Source organism: Halomonas sp. JS92-SW72 (assembly GCF_003547075.1).
In the GTDB taxonomy this organism is placed as follows: domain Bacteria; phylum Pseudomonadota; class Gammaproteobacteria; order Pseudomonadales; family Halomonadaceae; genus Halomonas; species Halomonas alkalicola.
On sequence record NZ_CP032147.1, the window covers coordinates 1,441,850 to 1,461,687 of the forward strand.

The window sequence follows — 19,838 nt, forward strand, 5'->3', positions numbered from 1 at the left end:
TCACCAATGTACACCCTGACATCCTGGAGGTATCAATAGAGCGTGGCTCGCTGTCTCCCGTCCCGTGAGCAACGGCCAGCCGTCGGGCGAGTGCGGCTACCGACGCCGCCAGCGGCCCGAGCAATAACCGCATCCTGCGATATAACAACAGCCATCGGTTTCCCGAAAACCAGGAGAACACCACAATGAAAACGCTTTCCCGCAAGGCACGCCTGCTGCTCCCCGCCTCTATCATCGCCATCGGCAGCCTCGGCGCCATGACCGCCCAGGCCAGCACCTCGCTCAACATCGGCGCCGTGCCCACCGGCACCGGCTGGTTCTTCGGCATCTCCGAGGGTGCCCGGGTGATCAGCGCCAACACCGACTACGAGATCACCGTGCGCGAGACCGGCGGCACCCGCGAGAACGCCATCCGCCTCGGTCGCGGCGAGCTCGACCTGGCCTTCACCGAGGCGCTGGTGGGCTACGAGATGTACAACGGCATCGGCCGCTTCGAGGATACCCCCAACCCCGACGCCCGCCTGATCTACTGGATCGCCCCCTCCACCATGCACTGGGCGGTGCGTGAGGACTCCGGCATCGAGGACTTCGAAGGGCTCAACGGGGCGCGCTTCAACCCCAGCAGCATCGGGGGCGGCGGCGAGTACATCACCGAGCTGGTCTTCGGCATCCTGGGGGTGGAGCCCGACTTCCAGCGCATGCGCATCGATGATGCCGCCGAAGGCGTGATCGACGGCCGCCTGGTGGGCTTCAGCTACAACGGCGTGCCGCCCATTCCGGCCTTCACCGAGGTGCACTCCTCCCGCACCCTGCGCCTGCTGTCGCTGACCGACGACCAGGTCGAGGCAGTCACCGAGGAGCTGCCCTTCCTGGCCGGCACCGTGATCCCCGCGGACACCTACCGCGGCATGCCCGACACCACCTCGCTCGGCATCTACATGGGCGTGGCCGCCAACGCCGACCTCAGCGACGACACCGTCTACGCGATCACCAAGGCCTACTGGGAAAACCACGAGCAGGTGGCCAACTCCTTCCAGCCGGCCCAGGGCGTGACCCCGCAGACCGTGATCGACAACGCCACCTTCCCGCTGCACGCCGGCGCCCTGCGCTACTACCGCGACGACCTCGAGCTCGAAATCCCCGAGGAGCTGATTCCCCCGGAAGCGCAGTAACCCCCTCTCCCCGCGGGCCAGCCGCCCGCGGGGGTTCCCGATGCCCCTAGCCTGACGCACCGCCTCTGTACTGACGCCGCGGTGCGGGAGTCACCCGATGGACACCCCTGAAAATTCCAAAGTCGTCGAGAAATACTCGGAGGACTCGGGCAAGCGCCAGCTGGCCGGCTTCTGGTTCGCGGTGACGCGCCTGGCCGCCGTGGCCATGGCGCTGTTCCACCTCTACACCGCCGTCACCGGCCCGGTGAACACCCAGAACGCCGTCCACCTGCTGTTCGCCCTGCCGCTGATCTTCCTGGCCTACAGCTGCCGGATGCGCGATGCCAACCGCATTCCCTGGTATGATCTCGTGCCCATCGCCCTGGGCGTGGCGGTCAGCGCCTACTATGTGATGCACTTCGACCGCATCATCTACCAGCTGGGCTACCTGATGCCCACCACCCTGGACCTGTTCTTCGGCGTGGCCGCCATCCTGCTGCTGCTGGAGGCTTGCCGCCGCGCCATCGGCCTGGCCTTCCCGATCCTGGTGCTGATCGCCCTGGCCTATGCCGCCTTCGGCCACCACCTGCCGGGCGTCTGGGGCCACGGCGGCTACCGCTGGGACGACCTGGCGGCCACCTTCTACATGAGCCCCACCGGCATCTACGGCAGCCTGATGCGCACCTCGTCCACGGTGATCGTCATCTTCATCATGTTCGGCGCCCTGCTGGTGACCACCGGCGGCGGCGACAGCTTCATGCGCCTGGCCAACGCCGCCACCGGCCGCCTCTCCGGCGGCCCGGCCAAGGCCGCCACCCTGTGCAGCGCCATGTTCGGCAGCATCAGTGGCAGTACCGCCGCCAACGTCGCCACCACCGGGGTCTTCACCATCCCGATGATGAAGAAGAACGGCTACAGCCCGCGCTTCGCCGCCGCCACCGAGGCCTCCGCCTCTACCGGCGGCCAGATCCTGCCGCCGATCATGGGCGCGGCCGCCTTCGTCATGGCCGACGTCATCTCGACGAGCTATCTCGCCATCATCAGCGCCGCGCTGATCCCGGCCCTGCTCTTCTACCTCGCCATCTGGATGAGCGTGCACTTCGAGGCCAAGCGCCTGGGCCTGGCGCCGATTCCCAAGTCCCAGCGCCCCAGCCTGCGCGAGGGCCTCTTCAACATCGAGACCCTGGTGATCCCGCTGATCGTGCTGATCACCCTGCTGGTCATGCGCTACACCCCCACCACCGCCGCGGTAGCCGCCTACTTCACCGCCATGGGGCTCTACCTGTTCTCCTGGCGCAGCCCGGGCACCTTCGTGGAGCGGCTCAAGTCGCTGCCCGCGGCGCTGGAGGCCGGCGCCATGACCGCCGCCATGATCGCGGTGATCATCGGCAGCGTGGCGATCATCGCCTCGGTGATCAGCCTCACCGGCCTCGGCCTCAAGGTCTCCTCGGTGATCCTGGTGGTCAGCGGCGGCGACGTGCTGGTGACCCTGGTGCTGGCCATGGTGGTGGCGATCATCCTCGGCATGGGCCTCCCCACGGTGGCCGCCTACATGCTGGCCGCCTCGGTGGTGGCAGGCGCCTTCATCGAGGCCGGCCTGCCGAGCCTCTCGGCGCACCTCTTCATCCTCTACTTCGCCATCCTCTCCGGGGTCACCCCGCCGGTGGCGCTGGCGGCCTACATCGGCGGGGCCATCGCCGGTTCCCACTGGTTCCGCACCGCGCTGACGGCGACCAAGATCTCGCTGGGCGGCTTCCTGATCCCCTACATGTTCATCTACCACCCGCCGCTGCTGGGCGACGGCACCGCACTGCAGATCGCCCTGGCGGTGGGCTCCGGGGTGCTCGGTATCACGGCGCTGGCGGCCTCCACCATCGGCTACTTCCTGCGCCCCTGCTCCTGGCTGGAGCGTGGCCTGCTGCTCGCCGCGGCGCTGATGCTGATCAGCGGCCAGCTGATCACCGATGTCGGCGGCATCGCCCTGATCGGCGCCCTGTTCGCCTGGCAGTACCTGAAGAACCGCCAGGCGGGTCCTGTCCATGACCTCCCCCCGGTCCACGAGAAGAAGGAGCCTGCATGATGAAGATCGTGATTCCCGACGACTACCAGGACTGCGTCCGCCACCTGGACGCCTTCGCCAGGCTGGAGGGCCACGACGTCACGGTCTACCACGACACCGTCACCGATCTGGACACCCTGGTGGAACGCTTCCGCGACGCCGAGGCGCTGGTGCTGATCCGCGAGCGTACCCCGATCACCTCCGAGCTCCTGGAGCGGCTGCCCAACCTCAGGGCGATCAGCCAGACCGGCGGCGGGGCCGCCCACGTGGACATGGGCGCCTGCAAGGCGCGGGGGATCACGGTGATGGCCGGTACCGGCTCGCCCTACGCCGCCGCCGAACTCACCTGGGGGCTGGTGCTCGCCGCCATGCGCCATATTCCCGAGGAGGCCGCCAACCTCAAGGCCGGCCGCTGGCAGCGCACCCTGGGCACCGGCCTCAAGGGGCGCACCCTGGGCATCTTCGGCTACGGCAAGATCGGCCAGCTGATGGCCCGCTACGCCCTGGCCTTCGAGATGGAGGTGCTGGTGTGGGGCCGCGAGGGCACGCGCCAGCGGGCCATCGAGGCGGGCCTTGCGGTGGCCGCCAGCCAGGCGGAGTTCTTCGCGCGCAGCGACGTGCTGAGCCTGCACCTGCGGCTGAACGAGGAGACCCGCGGCATCGTCACCGCCGAGGACCTGGCCCGCATGAAGCCCACCGCGCTGCTGGTGAACACCGCCCGCTCCCAGCTGATCGCCCCCGGCGCCCTGGAGGCCGCCCTGCGGGAGGGCCGCCCGGGCATGGCCGCCGCGGACGTCTATGATGAAGAGCCGGTGGTCAGCCATCCGCTGCTGGAGCTGCCCAACTTCCTCGGCGTGCCCCACCTGGGCTACGTGGAGAAGGACAGCTACGAGCTCTACTTCGGCGACGCCTTCGACAACCTGCTGGCCTTCGCCGCCGGCGAACCCGTCAGGAACCTGGCCGAGTAACTTGCCGAGTGAAAAGCCATGATGTGAGGAGCCAAGAGATGAGCGACCGACAGGACGAGCTGGACCCCAACGGCCTCGCCACCCGCCGCGAGGTGCTGGGCGATGCCTACGTGGACGCCGCCCTCTCCCAGGTGGATGAGTTCAGCTGGCCGATGCAGGAGCTGGTGACCCGCAACTGCTGGAACGACATCTGGAACCGCCCGGGGCTCTCGCGCCCCACCCGCAGCCTGATCAACATCGGCATGCTGGTGGCGCTCAACCGCCCCCACGAGCTCAAGGTGCACCTGCGCGGTGCCCTGAACAACGGCTGCAGCGAGGAGGAGATCCGCGAGGTGCTGCTGCAGTGCGTGCCCTACTGCGGCTTCCCGGCGGCCATCGACGGGCTGCGCACCGCCCGCGAGGTGCTGGCCGCCTGGCGGGAGGAGCAGGGCGGCCGCTGAGGCCGCGTACCGACCCGGGTGATCACCGGGCGAGCGACAACAACAACCGTGCAAGGAGAACTGCCATGACGCTATCCCCTAAACGCCTGCTCACCCCGCTGGCCGCCGCGGTGCTGACCGCCGGGCTCGGCGCCGGAGCAGCCACCCAGGCCGCGGCCAACGAGGCCATCGGCATCGGCGTGGCGCCGGCCGCCTCGGGCTGGTACTTCGGCTTCTCGGAGCTGTCGCGGCTGGTGAGCGGCGACTCGCCGCTGGAGGTCTCGGTGCGCGAGACCGGCGGCTCCCGCGAGAACGCCATCCGCCTGGGGCGCGGCGAGATCGACCTGGGGCTGATCGACGCCCCCGGCGCCTACGAGGCCTATAACGGAGAGGGGCGCTACGAGAACGACGCCATCGAGCAGATGCGCATGGTGCTCTGGGTCGCCCCCTCCACCATGCACTGGGCGGTACGCCAGGACAGCGGCATCGAGACCTTCGAGGATCTGGAGGGCGCGCGCTTCAACCCCAGCAGCATCGGCGGCGGTGGCGAGTACATCACCGAGCTGGTGTTCGATGCCCTGGGCATCGCGCCGGACTTCCAGCGCATGAGCATGTCGGACGCGGCAGACGCCGTGGTGGACGGGCGCATCGTCGGCTTCAGCTACAACGGCATCCCACCGATCCCGGCTTTCACCGAGGTGCACTCCTCGCGGCCGCTGCGGGTGCTCTCGATGACCGAGGAGCAGGTGGCCACCGCCACCGAGGCGCTGCCCTTCCTCTCGCCCACCGAGATCCCGGCGGGCACCTACCGCGACATGCCGGCGGCCACCACGCTCGGCACCTACATCGGCATCGCCGCCACCAGCGACCTCTCCGAGGAGGCCGGCTACGAGTTCACCCGCGCCTACTGGGAGAACATCGAGCGCCTGGGTGAGACCTTCGCCCCCGCCCGCGGCATGACGCCGGAGATCTCGGTGGAGAACACCACCACCCCACTGCACGCCGGCTCGCTGCGCTACTACCGCGAGATCGGCATTGAGGTGCCGGAAGCACTGGTGCCGCCGGAAGCCGAATAAGCCAAAAACGCCCCGACGGGTCCGAGGCTATTGCAGATAGCTTCCGCCGCTCGGGGCTGGTCTGGCGGCAAGCCTGCGAGGAGGCGCTGTGAATACCTCCCTGTACGCTACCGATGCCATCCCTGGCATAGGACCTCCTCTTCGGCTTGCCCCCAGCGCCCCTCGCTTCATCCCCTTCACCAAGCCCTATCGGCCGCCGCGCTGCTGTGCGCTCATGGCGCTGCCCGAGGCCGGGCGCTCCACCTCGAAGAGGTCGGTGCAGCGGGCGTAGTCGTTGCCCGCCATGCGCCCGATGGGCCTGAGCCCTTCGGCATCCACGTGGCGGCCGTCCCACAGGGCGTCATCAATGTGGATCGACACCACCTCGGCCAGCACCAGGTTGCCGGCCAGGGGCTGGTCGCCGAAGCGGATGATCTCGCGCAGCCGGCAGCCGAAGGCCACCGGCGCCCCCGCCACCCGCGGCACCGAGACGCCGGCCATGGCCACCTTCTCGAGCCCCGCGTGGATGAACTCGTCGTCGCCGTGCTCGAGCCCCGCGCTGGTGGCGTTCATCTCCGTCACCAGCCCCTCGCCGCTGATATGCACCACGCACTCGCCCACCTCGCCGAGGTTGCGGATGGTGTCCTTGGGGTTGGCGTCACCGTCGAGCAGCGGCGAGAAGCCCAGCACCGGCGGGTTGACGCTGACCACGTTGAAGAAGGAAAAGGGCGCCAGGTTGGCGTTGCCGGCACCGTCCAGGGTCGACACCCAGGCGATGGGCCGCGGGCAGATGCTGCCCGAGAGCAGGCGATAGATCTTGCCCGGGCTCAGGGCGTGTTCTTCCAGCAGGTAGTCGCTCATGGTGGGGTCTCCTCGGTTGGGCATCAGCGTCATGGTACGTCGAAGCACGCCGGGGCCGAAGCCCCGGCGCGCGAGTGACGACCATGCTCGACGAAACGGGCGGCCGCTCGCAGGAGCGGCCGCCCTCTCGTCTGCCCGGCTGGCCGGCCATCCCGACCCTCAGAACAGCAGGGGCCTCGGCAGGGTGATCCCGATCATGTACTGGAACAGCAGCCACACCGCGAAGCCCATCACCGGCGGCACGATCATCACCCCCTTGAGGCTCGCATTGGGCGCCAGCAGCGCGATCAGCGCCCCGTTGAAGAGGATCGTCGAGACCACCAGGCCAAGGTTGAGCACCAGCCAGAAGTAGACCAGTCCGCCGCCCAGCATCACGGCGATGGAGACCATCACGGCCACGAGGTCCTGGGCCTCGCTGCCGGGGCGCTCCAGGGCCGAGAGCCTGCCTCGCAGGGCGAAGAAGGCCATCACGGCCAGCAGCCAGGCCGCCGCCCCGATCAGGAAGTAGTAGGCCGTCTGGGGCATGATGTAGGAGGGCACCAGCGGTGCCGGGCGCCAGGCGCCGTACTGGATGTGCAGCAGCCCGGCGATGCCCAGCCCCAGCATGGCCGTCGCCGAGAGCAGCTCTCGTGTCACCGTGCGGTTCATGTGCGGGTCCTCAAGGCAAAGGTGAACAGCAGGATCAGCGCGAAGGCGGCCACATAGAAGCCGATCGCGATGGGGCTGGTCACCAGCACCGACCAGTCACCGCGCCCCATGATCATCGACTGACGCAGGGCCCGCTCGGCCCCCGGCCCGATGATGAAGCCCAGCACCAGCGGCGCCAGCGGGAAGCGCATGAGGCGCAGCGTCACGCCCAGCGCCCCGGCGAAGAGCAGCACCCAGACATCCACCACCGAGTTGTTGGCGGCGAAGGTGCCCACAATGGCCAGGATGAACACCGCCGGGATCATGTAGCCCGGCTGGATCATGGCAATCCGCGAGTAGTAGGGCAGCAGCACCTTGCCCAGCACCAGGTTGACCAGGTTAGCGAAGATCAGCGTCAGGAACAGCGCGTAGATGATCGCGGTGTTGTCGCTCAGCAGGCTCGGCCCCGGCGTCATGCCCATCAGGATGAAGGCCGCGCCGAACAGGGCCGCCGTGGCGCTGCCGGGAATCCCGAAGGCGAACAGCGGGATGAAGGTGGAGCCGCAGGTGGCGCTGTTGCCGGATTCGGCGCTGGCGATCCCCTCGAGCGAGCCCTTGCCGAACTCCTCCGGCTTGCGCGAGAAGCGCTGGGCCAGGCCGTAGCTCATGAAGGCCGCCAGCGACTGCCCCGCCCCCGGCAGGGCGCCGATGAAGGTACCCACCGCCGCACCGATGTAGGTCGCCTTGAGGGTCGACTTGAATTCGGGCCAGGTCAGCTTGTCCTTGCGGATGTCATAGCCCTGCAGCAGGCTCGCCTGCTCGGCCACGCTGTCCATCAGGTTGTCGACCTTGCGCCGCCACAGCTTGGCCCCCTGGATCACCACCTCGGAGATGGCGAACACCCCGATCAGCACCGGAATCAGGCTGAGCCCGCCGGAGAGCCCCGGCATGCCGAAGGTGAGGCGCGAGGCGCCGGTGATCGGGTCGCGCCCGATCATCGCCAACAGGATACCGATGGCCGCCACCGCCAGCCCCTTGGCCACCATGCCCTGGCTGAGCGCGGCGATCAGGATCAGCGAGAAGGCGTAGAGGGCAAAGAACTCGATCGGCCCGAAGGTCAGCGCCACCGCCGCCAGCGGCACGGCAATGAAGATCAGTACCAGGTCGCTGGTGGTGTCGCCGATCACCGAGGAATAGAGGGCAGTGTGGAGCGCCTTGCTGGGCTGGCCCTTCAGCTTGGCCTGATAGCCGTCGATGCTGGTGGCCGCCGCCCCTGGCGTGCCGGGCACGCCGAAGGAGATCGCCGCGATGGAGCCGCCGAACAGCCCCCCCTTGTAGATCCCCACCAGCAGGCCCATGGCCAGGGCGGGCTCCAGGAAGAAGACGAAGGGCAGCAGCAGGGCAATCGCCATGTCCCCGGAGAGGCCGGGGATCGCCCCCAGGGTGATGCCCAACAGCACCCCGAGGCACACGTACATCAAGACATAGGGATGGAAGGCCAGCGCACTGGCCTCGATAAGAAGGTCTGCCATCAGCGCTCTCCCGCGAGGCTGCCACGTTCACCACCACACGCAGCGGCACCGCTGCGCGGGGGACGTCGTCTCAGTCCAGGTCGAGCGAGGCGATCACGTCGCGGACCCGCTCGGTGGTCTGGGCATAGACCTCGCGGGCGCTGTCGCGGCCCTGGACGTTCTCCAGCCCGGCGGAGGCCTGCTGGCCCATGGCCTGGGCGGTGTCGCTCTCGAGCCCGGTCATGATGCACTCGGCGAGCTGCTCCTGGATCTCCTCGGGCACGGTGCCGAAGGTGTAGACCAGCAGCGGGGCCTCGAAGGAGACGTCATAGCCGGCCTCCTGGAAGGTGGGCACGTCCGGCAGCACGTCGGAGCGCTCGTCGGCGAAGACGCCGATGGCGGTGACCTCGCCGTTGTTGACGTTGGCGACGATGGAGGGCGGCAGGGTCATCCCCAGGTCGATGTGGCCGCCGAGGATCATGGTGCGGGTCTCGCCGCCGCCGGTGGTGGGCAGGTGGACGTTCTCGATGCCGGTCTCCTGCTCGAGCAGCACCAGCGGCAGGTGTACCAGGCTCAGCGGGTCGGCGTGGCCGAAGACCAGGCTGCCGGGGTTGGCCTCGGCCATCTCGATCCAGTCATCGATGCTCTGGATGTCATGGTCGGCCTTGACGTAGACGGTCGGCTTCCAGTCGGTGAGGTGGACGATGGGCGCCCAGTCCTCGACCTCCCAGGGGGTGTCCTCGGTCAGGGTCTGGGTGATGGTGGCGGAGTAGTCCGCCATCAGGATGGTGTGGCCGTTGGGTTCGGCATCGGCGACGAACTGCAGCCCTTCCATGCCGCCTGCGCCCGGCATGCTGACCACGTCGATCCGCGTGCCGCAGTGCTCGGCGGCATTGGCGGCGATGATCCGTGCGGTGATGTCGGTGCTGCCACCGGCGCCGTAGGGCATGACGATGCGGATCGGATCGCTGCCCAGGCCCTGGCCATTGGAGGCCAGCGCCGCACCGGCGGTCAGGGTCAGCATGGCGCCACCGACGGCAATGGCGGTCTTCGAGAGGGGAAAGGTCATGGGAGACTCCAGGGTTGTTGTTACTGTTGTGTCGTCGGAAAAGCTGTCCGCCAATGGCGACAGCCGTTCCGTCTATTAACCCTAGGGGCTCAAGCGGCGCGCCACTTGTGGATTCCGCGGATTATCGTGCCAATTGCGCGCCAACCTTACTTAGTCATCGAGTGCCGGCGCTGCCGTTCGGTGGCCGGCCAGTGCTTGAACCCTGCCGACAATGGGGCATGATGGCCGTCACACCACCCCCGCCACACCAGGGCCAGCGAAGGAGCCGCGCGATGCCACTCACTCTTCAGGGCCCCGAACTCGACCCCGGTTTCATGGTGATCCACGGCAACCGCCTTGAGGCCCTGCGCGGGCTGGCGGTGGAGTGGATGCGCCGCCATCCGCTGGGGCCGCTGGAGAACGAGACGATCCTGGTGCAGAGCAACGGCATCAGCCAGTGGCTGAAGCTCGCCCTGGCCGCCGACGAATCCCGGGGCGGCGCCGGCATCGCCGCGGCGCTCGACGTCACCCTGCCGGCGCGCTTCCTGTGGCAGGCCTACCGCAGCGTGCTGGGAGAGGAGCAGGTGCCGCCGGTCTCGCCCTTCGACAAGCCGCGCCTGGTGTGGCGGCTGATGCGCCTGCTGCCTGCCCTGCTGGACGCCCCCGTCTTCGCCCCCCTGGCACGCTTCCTGGAGGGTGACGACGACCTGCGCAAGCGCCACCAGCTGGCCGAGCGCCTGGCCGACCTCTTCGACCAGTACCAGGTCTACCGCGCCGACTGGCTCACCGCCTGGGCCGCGGACGAGGATGTGCTGATCACCGCCCGCGGCGAGGCGCGCCCGCTCGCCGAGGAGCAGCGCTGGCAGGCCGAGCTGTGGCGCGCCCTGCGCGACGACATCACCCGGGCCCATGGCGAGGCGGGGCTGGCCTCCAGCCGCGCGGCGGTACACGAGCGCTTCCTCGAAGCCTGCCGGGAGCTGGGCGAGCGCCCGCCAGGCCTGCCCCGCCGGGTGATCGTCTTCGGCATCTCCTCGCTGCCCGCCCAGACCCTGGAGGCGCTGGCCGCCGTGGCGCGGGTCAGCCAGGTGTTGCTCTGCGTGCACAACCCCTGCCGCCACTACTGGGCGGACATCATCGAGCACAAGGAGCTGCTCCGCGCCGAAAGGAAGCGCCAGCGGCACCGCCCCGGCATGCCGGCGGACCTCGCCGAGACCGAGCTGCACCTCCACGCCCAGCCGCTGCTGGCCGCCTGGGGCAAGCAAGGCCGCGACTACCTGCGCCTGCTGGACGAGTTCGACGAGCAGCAGGCCTACCGCGGCCTCTTCGAGGGGGAGGCGCTGCGCATCGACCTCTTCGACTCGCCGCTGGGAGATGAGGAGGACCCCGAACCCAGCCTGCTGCGCCAGCTGCAGGACGATATCCTCGAGCTGCGCCCGCTGGCCGAGAGCCGCGCCACCTGGCCCGCCGTGGACCCGGCCCGCGACCGCTCGCTGCGCTTCCAGGTGGCCCACAGCGCCCTGCGCGAGGTGGAGATCCTCCACGACCAGCTGCTCGCCGCCTTCAGCGAGGACCCGACCCTCCGGCCCCGCGACATCCTGGTGATGGTGCCCGACGTGGACCAGTACGCCGCCGCGGTGCAGGCGGTGTTCGGCCGCCTCGACCCCGACGACCCGCGCCATATCCCCTTCACCCTCTCCGACCAGGCCAGTCGCCACCGCCTGCCGCTGCTGATCGCGCTGGAGTCGCTGCTGCGCCTGCCGGAACTGCGCCTCTCGGTGAGCGACCTGCTCGACCTGCTGGAGGTGCCGGCGGTGCGCGCCCGCTTCGCCGTCCCCGAGAGCGGCCTGCCCACCCTGCGCCGCTGGATCGAGGGCGCCGGCATCCGCTGGGGGCTCGACGCCCGCCAGCGCCAGAGCCTCGACCTGCCGGGCGGCATGGCCGCCAACACCTGGGCCTTCGGTCTGCGCCGGCTGCTGCTGGGCTATGCGGTGGGTGATGCCGCCGACGGCCCCTGGCAGGGGGTGGAGCCCTATGACGACATCGGCGGGCTGGAGGCGGCGCTGGCCGGCCCCCTGGTCAGCCTGATCGACACCCTGGAGGCCCAGTGGCAGACCCTCGCCGAGCCCTGCGACGTGGCCACCTGGGGCGAGCGCCTGCGCGAGCTGCTGGCGGCCTGCTTCCTGGCCGACTCCGACCAGGACCTGATGGCGCTGACCCGGCTGGAGCAGGCGCTGGACGCCTGGCAGGAGAGCGCCGAGGAGGCCGGGCTCAGCGAGCCCCTGCCGCTCTCGGTGGTGCGCGAGCACTGGCTCGCCCAGGTGGACGAGGCGAGCCTCTCCCAGCGCTTCCTGGCCGGGGCAGTGAACATCGCCACCCTGATGCCGATGCGCGCCATCCCCTTCCGCCATGTCTGCCTGCTGGGCATGAACGACGCCGACTACCCGCGGGTCCAGCGCCCGCTGGACATCGACCTGATGGCTCAGGACTACCGCCCCGGCGACCGCTCCCGCCGCGAGGACGACCGCTACCTCTTCCTGGAGGCGCTGCTCTCGGCCCGGGACCGGCTGAGCATCAGCTGGGTGGGCCGCAGCATCGTCGACAACACCGAGCAGCCCCCCTCGGTGCTGCTGGGCCAGCTGCGCGACCACCTGGCCCGGGGCTGGACCCTCTCCGATGAAGGGCGGGCCGGACACGCTGCCGACGACGCCGGCAAGGCGCTGCTCGCTGCCCTGACCACCGATCACCCGCTGCAGCCCTTCAGCATCGAGTACTTCCGCGAAGGTTCTTCATTGACCACCTACGCTCACGAGTGGCGCGAGTTGCACCTGCCCGGCGACGAGGGCGCACCGCCGGAACCCGCGCCCCTGGCCCCCTTCCACCAGGAGGCCCCGCTGACCCTGGCCCAGCTGGGCGCCTTCCTCAAGGCGCCGGTGCAGGCCTTCACCACGAACCGGCTCAAGGTCTTCCTGGAGCTCGAGGCCACGGAGCGCCTCGACCACGAGCCCTTCACCCTCGGCGGTCTCGACCACTGGCAGCTGCAGCATGCGCTGATCGAGGCGAGCCGCGCCGCGGTGGAGGCCGGCGAGCCCCATGAGCCCGCCATGCTGGCCACCCTCGAGCGTCTCGAGCGCCAGGGGCGCCTGGCCATGGGCGGCTTCGCCGAACGCATGCGCGACTCCCTCGTCGAGCCCATGGAGAGCCTCTTCGCCGACTACCGCCAGGTGCTCGACGAGTGGCCCCACGCCGTGGAGGAGCCCCTCACCGTCTCGCTGGACCTTCGCGAAGCGCTGGGCGAAGGGTGGGATGAGAGTCCGGGCGATGGCATGGCCCTGGAGGACTGGCTGGGCGAGCTGCGCGAAAGCGACGCCGGCGAGCGCTGCCGGGTGCTGCTCACCACCAGCAGCCTGGTCAACAAGGGCAAGTACCACTGGAAGCACTGGCTCGGCCCCTGGGTGGCCCACCTGGCCGGCCAGCTGGAGGGCCCCATGACCACCCGGCTGCTCTCCCGCGCCGGCGGCGGCACCCTGGCCCCGCTGCCCGCCGAGGAGGCCCGCGCGCGGCTGGCCGATATCGCCGCGGCCTGGCAGCACGGCATGGCCACCCCCCTGCCCCTGCCCCGGGACACCGCCTTCGCCTGGCTGGAGAAGGGCGGAAGCCCGGCGGCCATGGCCCGCTGCCTCGCCGGCACGCCCAGCGAAGAGGACGACAAGGCCTGGAAGGCCGCCAGCACCGTCTTCTACGGCAGCGGCTTCAACAACGACCACGGCGAGCGCGGCCGCGACCCCTACCTGTTGCGCCAGTGGCCGGAGCTGGAGGAGATGGTCCGCTCGGCGGAGGGCGGCGGCTTCGCCGAGCTGGCCGAGCGGCTCTACGCCCCGCTATTGCACGCGGTACGCAAGCCCAAGGAGAAGAAGGGCAACGGCGGCAAGGGCAAGGGAGGCAAGGCATGAGCACGCAGGACCAGACGACGCCCCCCACCCTGGACCCGATCCGGCTGCCGCTCACCGGCAGCCGGCTGATCGAGGCCAGCGCCGGCACCGGCAAGACCTTCACCATCGCCCTGCTCTACGTTCGCCTGGTGCTGGGCCCCCGTGACGAGGCCGACGCCGAGAGCTTCCCCCGCGCCCTCACCCCGCCGGAGATCCTGGTGGTGACCTTCACCAACGCCGCCACCCGGGAGCTGCGCGACCGCATCCGCGCCCGCCTGGTGGAGGCCGCCGAGGCGTTCCAAAGTCCCCTTGGGGGTCAGACCCCAAAATCCGCTGAGGGGTCTGACCCCCTGCTGGCCCTGCGCGACAGCTACCCCGAGGCGCGCTGGCCCGCCTGCGCCCGCCGCCTGCAGCTCGCCGCCGAGTGGATGGACGAGGCCGCGGTCTCCACCATCCACTCCTGGTGCCACCGCATGCTGCGCGAGCACGCCTTCGAGAGCGGCAGCCTCTTCTCGCTCGAGATGAACCTCGACCAGTCGGAGCTCGAGCTGGAGGTGGCCCGGGACTACTGGCGCAGCTTCTACTACGCCCTGGACGCCGAGGCCCTGGCGGTGGTCACCCGCTACTGGGAGACCCCCGACGCCCTGGCCGAGGACGTGCGCCGGCTGCAGGGCGACGCCGAGCTGCTGCCCGACGCCCCGCCCCCCGCCGGTGCCCTGGCCACCATGCAGGCCGAGCGCACGCGGGTGCTCGCCGAGCTCAAGGCGCCCTGGCTCGCCTGGCTAGAGGAGCTCTCGGACGCCCTGGAGAGCGCCGCCGCCGCCAAGGCCTATGACCAGCGCAGCCTCAACAGCCGCAGCCGTGCGAGCTGGCTGGGCGCCCTGCGCGACTGGGCCCAGGACCCGGAGCTCGCCACCCCCGCGCTCACCGACGCCGCCTGGAAGCGCCTGACGCCCGAGGGGATGGCCGAGATCTGGAAGCAGGGCGAGCCCCTCGACCACCCCGCCCTGCACGCCCTGGTCGCGCTGCCCGAACAACTCGAGGCCCTGCCCAGCGCCCACGCCGACCTGCTGGCCCACGCCGTGCGCTGGATGAGCGAGCGGCGCAGCCGGGTGCAGCAGCGTCGCGCCGAGCTCGGCCCCGACGACCTGCTCGAGCGCCTCGACCGCGCCTTCGCCGGCCCCGCCGGCGGGGCGCTGGCCGAGCACGTGCGCCGCCAGTTCCCGGTGGCCCTGGTGGACGAGTTCCAGGACACCGACCCGGTGCAGTACCGGCTCTTCGACCACGTCTACCGCCTGGCCGAGGCCCACTACCCCGACAACCCCGGCGCCGTCCTGCTGATCGGCGACCCCAAGCAGGCGATCTACGCCTTCCGCGGCGCGGATATCCACACCTACCTGCAGGCGCGCCGCGACACCGCCGGGCGCCACGTGACGCTCGGCACCAACTTCCGCTCCTCCACCGCCATGGTGGAGGCGGTCAACCGGGTGTTCCGCTTCGCCGAGACCCATCCCGCCGGCCGCGGCGCCTTCCTGTTCCGCTCCCCCGAGGGGGACAACCCTGTGCCTTTTTTACCGGTGGCAGCTAAAGGCAGGAACGATGCCCTGACCCGCGACGGCGAGCCGCTGCCGGCCATGACGCTTTGGCATTTGACGGGCGGGCATCTGACGAGCGACGACGAGGGCATGAGCAAGGGCGCCTACTTCAAGGAGATGGCCGCGCGCTGCGCCACCCGGATGGCCGAGCTCCTACGCGAGGGCCAGGCCGGGCGCACCGGCTTCGGCGCGCCCGGCGAGCCCTTCCGGCCTCTGAAGCCGTCGGATCTCGCCGTGCTGGTCAACAACGGCAACGAGGCGAAGGCAATCCGCGGTGCGCTGCTCGAACGCGGCATCAAGAGCGTCTACCTCTCCGACAAGGAGGGGGTCTTCGAGACCCCGGCCGCCCTGGAGCTCGAGGTGTGGCTGGCCGCCTGCGCCGAGCCCGACAGCGAGCGGCGCCTGCACGCCGCCCTGGCCATGCCTAGCCTGGGCATGGGCAATCACGACCTCGATGCCCTGCAGCACGACGAGCTGGCCTGGGAAGTGCGCGTGCTGCAGTTCCGGGGCTACCACCGGCAGTGGCAGCGCCAGGGCGTGCTGCCCATGCTGCACCGGCTGCTGGCCGACTTCGCCGTGCCCACCCGGCTGCTCAGGAGCCCGAGTGGCGAGCGGCATCTCACCGATCTGCTGCATCTCGGCGAGCTGCTCCAGCAGGCCAGCGCCGAGCTCGACGGCGAGCACGCCCTGCTGCGCCACTTGAGCGAGGCCCGCGCCCATCCACCCCAGCAGGCCGATACCCACCGCCTGCGCCTGGAGAGCGATGCCGACCTGGTACAGGTGATCACCATCCACAAGTCCAAGGGGCTGGAGTACCCGCTGGTCTTCCTGCCCTTCATCTGCGCCTTCCGCGAGAAGAAGGCCACCGACCTGCCGCTCACCTGGCACGACGCGGCGGGCCGACGCCACCTCTCGCTGGAACCCGACGAGACCGTGCTAGCCCGCGCCGACGACGAGCGCCTGGGGGAGGACCTGCGCAAGCTCTACGTGGCCCTGACCCGCGCCCGCCACGCCACCTGGCTGGGCATCGCACCGCTCGAGGGGTTCGAGCGCAGCGCCATCGGCCAGGTGCTCACCGCCGGAGCACCGCTCTCGTCCCCCTCGGCGGACGGCCTGCTCGAGGCCCTCTTCCCCCTCGCCCAGGGGGCGGCGGAGACGGAGCTCAGGGTGGAACCGGCGCCGGCGCCGAATGACCAGGTGGTGCCCAGCGAGGCGAACGACGAGGCGCTGCGCGAGGCGCTCACCCCGGCCCGCCGCGCCCGGGAGCACTGGTGGATCGCCAGCTACTCGGCGCTGCGCCTGGGCGGCGAGAGAATTGGTGGTGAGGAAGCGCCCACCCTTCTGGAAGAACCTGAGACCGCTCTGGAAGCCACCGCCCGGGAGATGCGCGACGAGCCCAGCGACCCGCCCAGCGCGCCGCTGCCGGTGAGTGATGCCTCGCTTCACCGCTTCCCCCGCGGCCCGGCGGCGGGCACCTTCCTGCACGGCCTGCTGGAGTGGGCCGGCGCCGAGGGCTTCGCCCGGCTGGTCGCGGAGCCCGAGCGGCTGAACGACACCCTGGCGCGGCGCGCCAACCTGCGCGGCTGGCGCGAGCGCATCCCGGCGCTGCAGGCCTGGCTGCGGGGGCTGCTGGCCTGCGAGCTGCCAGTGCCGAACGCCCCCGAGGGGCCGGTGTCGCCGCTGCGGCTGGACCGGTTGGAGAGCGCTCACTATCAGGTGGAGCTGGAGTTCTGGTTCGCTGCCCACCGGGTCGACACCACCCGCCTGGACGCCCTCGTAAGCGCTCACACACTGGGTGGCGCCGAGCGCCCGGCGCTGGAGCGCGACCGGCTCAACGGCATGCTCAAGGGCTTCATCGACCTGGTGGTGGAGCACGAGGGGCGCTTCTACGTGCTGGACTGGAAGTCCAACCACCTGGGCCGTGACGACGAGGCCTACTCAGAGGCGGCCATGGCGGAGGCGGTACGCGAGAAGCGCTACGACCTGCAGTACTGCCTCTACCTGCTGGCCCTGCACCGCCTGCTGAAGGCGCGGTTGCCCGGCTACGACATCGACCGCCACCTGGGCGGCGCGCTCTACGTCTTCCTGCGTGGCCAGCACGCCCCCTCCCGCGGCGTGCACCGCGAGCGCCCGCCCCGGGCGCTGATCGAGGCGCTCGACGCCCTGTTCCGCGATGCCGATGCCACACCGGAGGAGCAGCCATGAGCGCTGGAGACAAAGCCATGAGTGACCACTCACCCACCGCCGAGACCACCCCCAACGAGGCCGCCAGCGCCGAGGCCCTGCGGTATACCCAGGCGCTCTTCGTGCTGCTCGACCGCTGGGTGGCCCGCGGCTGGCTGCGCGCCCTGGATCGCGCCTTCGCCGCCTTCCTGGCCCGCGAGGTGCCCGACGCCCCTGCCCCGCTGCTGCTGGCCGCGGCACTGGCCAGCCACCAGCTCGGCCGCGGCCACGTCTGCCTGGACCTGGAGCGCACCCTCGCCGAGCCGGACCTCGCCCTCTCGCTGCCTCCGGAGGGCGACAGCCTGGAGGACCCGCCGCCGCTGCCCAGCGCATTGCTCGGTGAGCTCACCCTCGCCGACTGGCAGGAAGCGCTCACTCACCCGCTGATCGTCGGGCACGGGCCCGGCAGCACCCCGCTGGTGCTCGACGCCCCCCGGCTCTACCTGCGCCGCTACTGGCACCATGAGCGCTCGATCCGGCAGCATATCGCCGCCCGCCTTGGCGAGAGCACCGGGAGCCCTACGGAAACGGGTGGGAGCTCGGCTCTGCCGGGCGAAGAGGATGGCGCCAGCAGAGGCTACTCAAACGGGAGCCCTGCGGAGTCTGGTGGGAGCTCGGGTTCCCCGGCGGTTCGACGCATCGACGAAGGCGCCGACAGGCGCCCGGCAGACCCCACTACCCTCGGCCAGGCCCTCAACGCCCTCTTCCCCGCAAGCCCCACTCTGGACTGGCAGAAGGCCGCCTGCGCCCTGGCCGCCCGCTCGCCCTTCGCGGTGATCACCGGCGGCCCCGGCACCGGCAAGACCACCACGGTGGTCAAGCTGCTCGCCCTGCTGCAGACTCTGGCACTGGGCGAAGGCCGCCGAGCGCTGCGCATCCGCCTGGCCGCCCCCACCGGCAAGGCCGCCGCGCGCCTCAACGAATCCATCGCCGGGCAGGTCTCGGGGCTCGACCTGACGGCGCTTGCTCCACTACTCGAGAGTGGCGACGGCGATACCGAGCGACTCCGCCAAGCTATCCCCACCGAGGTCACCACCCTCCACCGCCTGCTGGGCTCGCGCCCCGACACCCGCCACTTCCGCCATAACGCCCGACACCCGCTGCCGCTGGACGTGCTGGTGGTGGACGAGGCCTCCATGGTCGACGTGGAGATGATGGCCGCGCTGCTCGACGCCCTGCCGCGCCGCGCCCGCCTGGTGCTGCTGGGCGACAAGGACCAGCTCACCTCCGTGGAGGCGGGCTCGGTACTCGGCGACCTCTGCGCCCGGGCCGAGGGCGGCCACTACACGCCCGAAACCGCCGACTGGCTCGCCGAGGCCACCGGCCAGGCGCTGCCCGCCGAGATGATCGACCCCGCGGGCGCCCCGCTGGACCAGGCCATCGCCATGCTGCGGGTAAGCCACCGCTTCGACGCGGCCAGCGGCATCGGCCGGCTGGCCGAGGCGGTGAACCGCGACGCGGCGGGCCGCGAGAAGCGCGCCGCCATCCGCGAGGTGCTTGGTCATGGCTACGCCGACCTCTCACACCTCAAGCTGGAAACGGACAGGGATCGCGGCCTGGAGCGGCTGGTGGTCTCGGGCCACGCCGCGGGCTTTTCTGATCGAGGAAAGAGCGCCGGCGAGGACCGCGTGGTAAACGGCAAGGTCCTGCCGCCCCCGGTGGGCTATCGCCACTATCTGGAAGTGATGCGAAGCGCGGCGCCGGAGCCAGGCCCGGACGGCGAGATCGCCCGCGAGGCGCTGGACGACTGGGCCCGACAGGTGCTGGCCGCCCACGGCCAGTTCCAGCTGCTCTGCGCCCTGCGCCGCGGTCCCTGGGGCGTGGAAGGGCTGAACGAGCGCATCCGCGCCGCGCTGGAGAAGGAGGGGCTTATCGACAGCGGCGACGGCCGCCGGCTCTGGTACCCCGGCCGCCCGGTGCTGGTCACCCGCAACGACTACGGCCTGGGGCTGATGAACGGCGATATCGGCATCACCCTGGCGCTGCCCCAGCCCTCGGGCGAGGGGCGCGGCCCGGCGCTGCGCGTCACCTTCCCGGCAGGCGACGGCAGCGGGCGCATCAAGTGGGTGCTCCCCAGCCGCCTGCAGGCGGTGGAGACGGTGTTTGCCATGACGGTGCACAAGTCCCAAGGCTCGGAGTTCACCCACACCGCCCTGCTGCTCCCCGACGCCCCCAACCCGATCCTCACCCGGGAGCTGGTCTACACCGGCATCACTCGCGCCAGACACTGGCTCACCCTGGTCGAGACCGGGCGCGGCCAGCTGCTGGATGCGGTGGAGCGTCGGGTGATGCGGGTGAGTGGATTGGGAGCCGGATGAAACGTGGAATCCGCCTGTGTTACCGCCATCTTGATACCGCATAAGGCAGGCAGCAGAACGGTAAGTGCTGCCTC

12 protein-coding genes are annotated in these 19,838 nt (G+C 70.5%); 8 read left to right on the top strand and 4 right to left on the bottom strand.

The window, feature by feature from the left end:
* The first annotated feature begins 185 nt into the window (after positions 1-185).
* The 5 genes from D1793_RS06790 (at position 186) to D1793_RS06810 (ending at position 5,673) form a co-directional block, all read left to right on the top strand.
* On the top strand, positions 186-1,172 hold the full coding sequence (locus D1793_RS06790) for a TAXI family TRAP transporter solute-binding subunit (protein ID WP_119021489.1): 987 nt from the start codon (positions 186-188) through the stop codon (positions 1,170-1,172).
* A 97-nt stretch (positions 1,173-1,269) separates the two neighbouring features.
* Positions 1,270-3,231: a TRAP transporter fused permease subunit gene (locus D1793_RS06795; protein ID WP_119021490.1), complete on the top strand. Its 1,962-nt coding sequence runs from the start codon at positions 1,270-1,272 to the stop codon at positions 3,229-3,231.
* A complete protein-coding gene (locus D1793_RS06800) occupies positions 3,231-4,178 on the top strand; it encodes a D-2-hydroxyacid dehydrogenase family protein (RefSeq protein ID WP_119021491.1) in 948 nt (315 codons plus the stop codon). Before D1793_RS06795 ends, D1793_RS06800 begins: the two co-directional genes overlap by 1 nt.
* Positions 4,179-4,216: 38 nt before the next feature.
* Positions 4,217-4,618 carry a carboxymuconolactone decarboxylase family protein gene (locus tag D1793_RS06805; protein WP_119021492.1) on the top strand — a complete coding sequence of 134 codons (402 nt, stop codon included), beginning with the start codon at positions 4,217-4,219 and terminating at the stop codon, positions 4,616-4,618.
* Positions 4,619-4,683: 65 nt separating this feature from the next.
* Entirely contained in the window at positions 4,684-5,673 is a 990-nt protein-coding gene (locus D1793_RS06810) for a TAXI family TRAP transporter solute-binding subunit (protein WP_119021493.1), read from the top strand.
* A gap of 186 nt (positions 5,674-5,859) precedes the next feature.
* Here D1793_RS06810 and D1793_RS06815 read toward each other — a convergent pair whose 3' ends face one another.
* From D1793_RS06815 to D1793_RS06830, 4 genes are all read right to left on the bottom strand, one after another.
* Positions 5,860-6,513 (bottom strand): flavin reductase family protein, encoded by a 654-nt coding sequence (locus D1793_RS06815; RefSeq protein WP_119021494.1) that lies wholly within the window; start codon positions 6,511-6,513, stop codon positions 5,860-5,862.
* Between the two features lie 159 nt (positions 6,514-6,672).
* Positions 6,673-7,161, bottom strand: a complete 489-nt coding sequence (locus D1793_RS06820) for a hypothetical protein (protein WP_119021495.1) — start codon at positions 7,159-7,161, stop codon at positions 6,673-6,675.
* Entirely contained in the window at positions 7,158-8,672 is a 1,515-nt protein-coding gene (locus D1793_RS06825; RefSeq protein ID WP_119021496.1) for a tripartite tricarboxylate transporter permease, read from the bottom strand. The genes D1793_RS06820 and D1793_RS06825 overlap by 4 nt, the downstream gene beginning before the upstream one ends.
* Before the next feature lie 70 nt (positions 8,673-8,742).
* Entirely contained in the window at positions 8,743-9,720 is a 978-nt protein-coding gene (locus D1793_RS06830; protein ID WP_119021497.1) for a tripartite tricarboxylate transporter substrate binding protein, read from the bottom strand.
* Positions 9,721-9,992: 272 nt separating this feature from the next.
* Between D1793_RS06830 and recC the strand changes: the two genes are divergently transcribed.
* The 3 genes from recC to recD are packed head-to-tail and all read left to right on the top strand — an operon-like array spanning position 9,993 to position 19,764.
* The gene (recC, locus tag D1793_RS06835) at positions 9,993-13,649 is read left to right on the top strand and encodes an exodeoxyribonuclease V subunit gamma (protein WP_119021498.1); all 3,657 of its coding nucleotides are present in this window, start codon (positions 9,993-9,995) and stop codon (positions 13,647-13,649) included.
* Positions 13,646-17,428 carry an exodeoxyribonuclease V subunit beta gene (gene recB, locus D1793_RS06840; protein WP_119021499.1) on the top strand — a complete coding sequence of 1,261 codons (3,783 nt, stop codon included), beginning with the start codon at positions 13,646-13,648 and terminating at the stop codon, positions 17,426-17,428. Before recC ends, recB begins: the two co-directional genes overlap by 4 nt.
* Positions 17,429-17,445: 17 nt before the next feature.
* Entirely contained in the window at positions 17,446-19,764 is a 2,319-nt protein-coding gene (recD, locus tag D1793_RS06845) for an exodeoxyribonuclease V subunit alpha (protein ID WP_162899928.1), read from the top strand.
* Positions 19,765-19,838 lie beyond the last annotated feature (74 nt).

Bases quoted from the DNA above. Each gene is read 5' to 3' on its own strand.
- D1793_RS06790 (WP_119021489.1), top strand. From the start codon at position 186: ATGAAAACGCTTTCCCGCAAGGCACGCCTGCTGCTCCCCGCCTCTATC.
- D1793_RS06795 (WP_119021490.1), top strand. From the start codon at position 1,270: ATGGACACCCCTGAAAATTCCAAAGTCGTCGAGAAATACTCGGAGGAC.
- D1793_RS06800 (WP_119021491.1), top strand. From the start codon at position 3,231: ATGAAGATCGTGATTCCCGACGACTACCAGGACTGCGTCCGCCACCTG.
- D1793_RS06805 (WP_119021492.1), top strand. From the start codon at position 4,217: ATGAGCGACCGACAGGACGAGCTGGACCCCAACGGCCTCGCCACCCGC.
- D1793_RS06810 (WP_119021493.1), top strand. From the start codon at position 4,684: ATGACGCTATCCCCTAAACGCCTGCTCACCCCGCTGGCCGCCGCGGTG.
- D1793_RS06815 (WP_119021494.1), bottom strand. From the start codon at position 6,513: ATGAGCGACTACCTGCTGGAAGAACACGCCCTGAGCCCGGGCAAGATC.
- D1793_RS06820 (WP_119021495.1), bottom strand. From the start codon at position 7,161: ATGAACCGCACGGTGACACGAGAGCTGCTCTCGGCGACGGCCATGCTG.
- D1793_RS06825 (WP_119021496.1), bottom strand. From the start codon at position 8,672: ATGGCAGACCTTCTTATCGAGGCCAGTGCGCTGGCCTTCCATCCCTAT.
- D1793_RS06830 (WP_119021497.1), bottom strand. From the start codon at position 9,720: ATGACCTTTCCCCTCTCGAAGACCGCCATTGCCGTCGGTGGCGCCATG.
- recC (WP_119021498.1), top strand. From the start codon at position 9,993: ATGCCACTCACTCTTCAGGGCCCCGAACTCGACCCCGGTTTCATGGTG.
- recB (WP_119021499.1), top strand. From the start codon at position 13,646: ATGAGCACGCAGGACCAGACGACGCCCCCCACCCTGGACCCGATCCGG.
- recD (WP_162899928.1), top strand. From the start codon at position 17,446: ATGAGTGACCACTCACCCACCGCCGAGACCACCCCCAACGAGGCCGCC.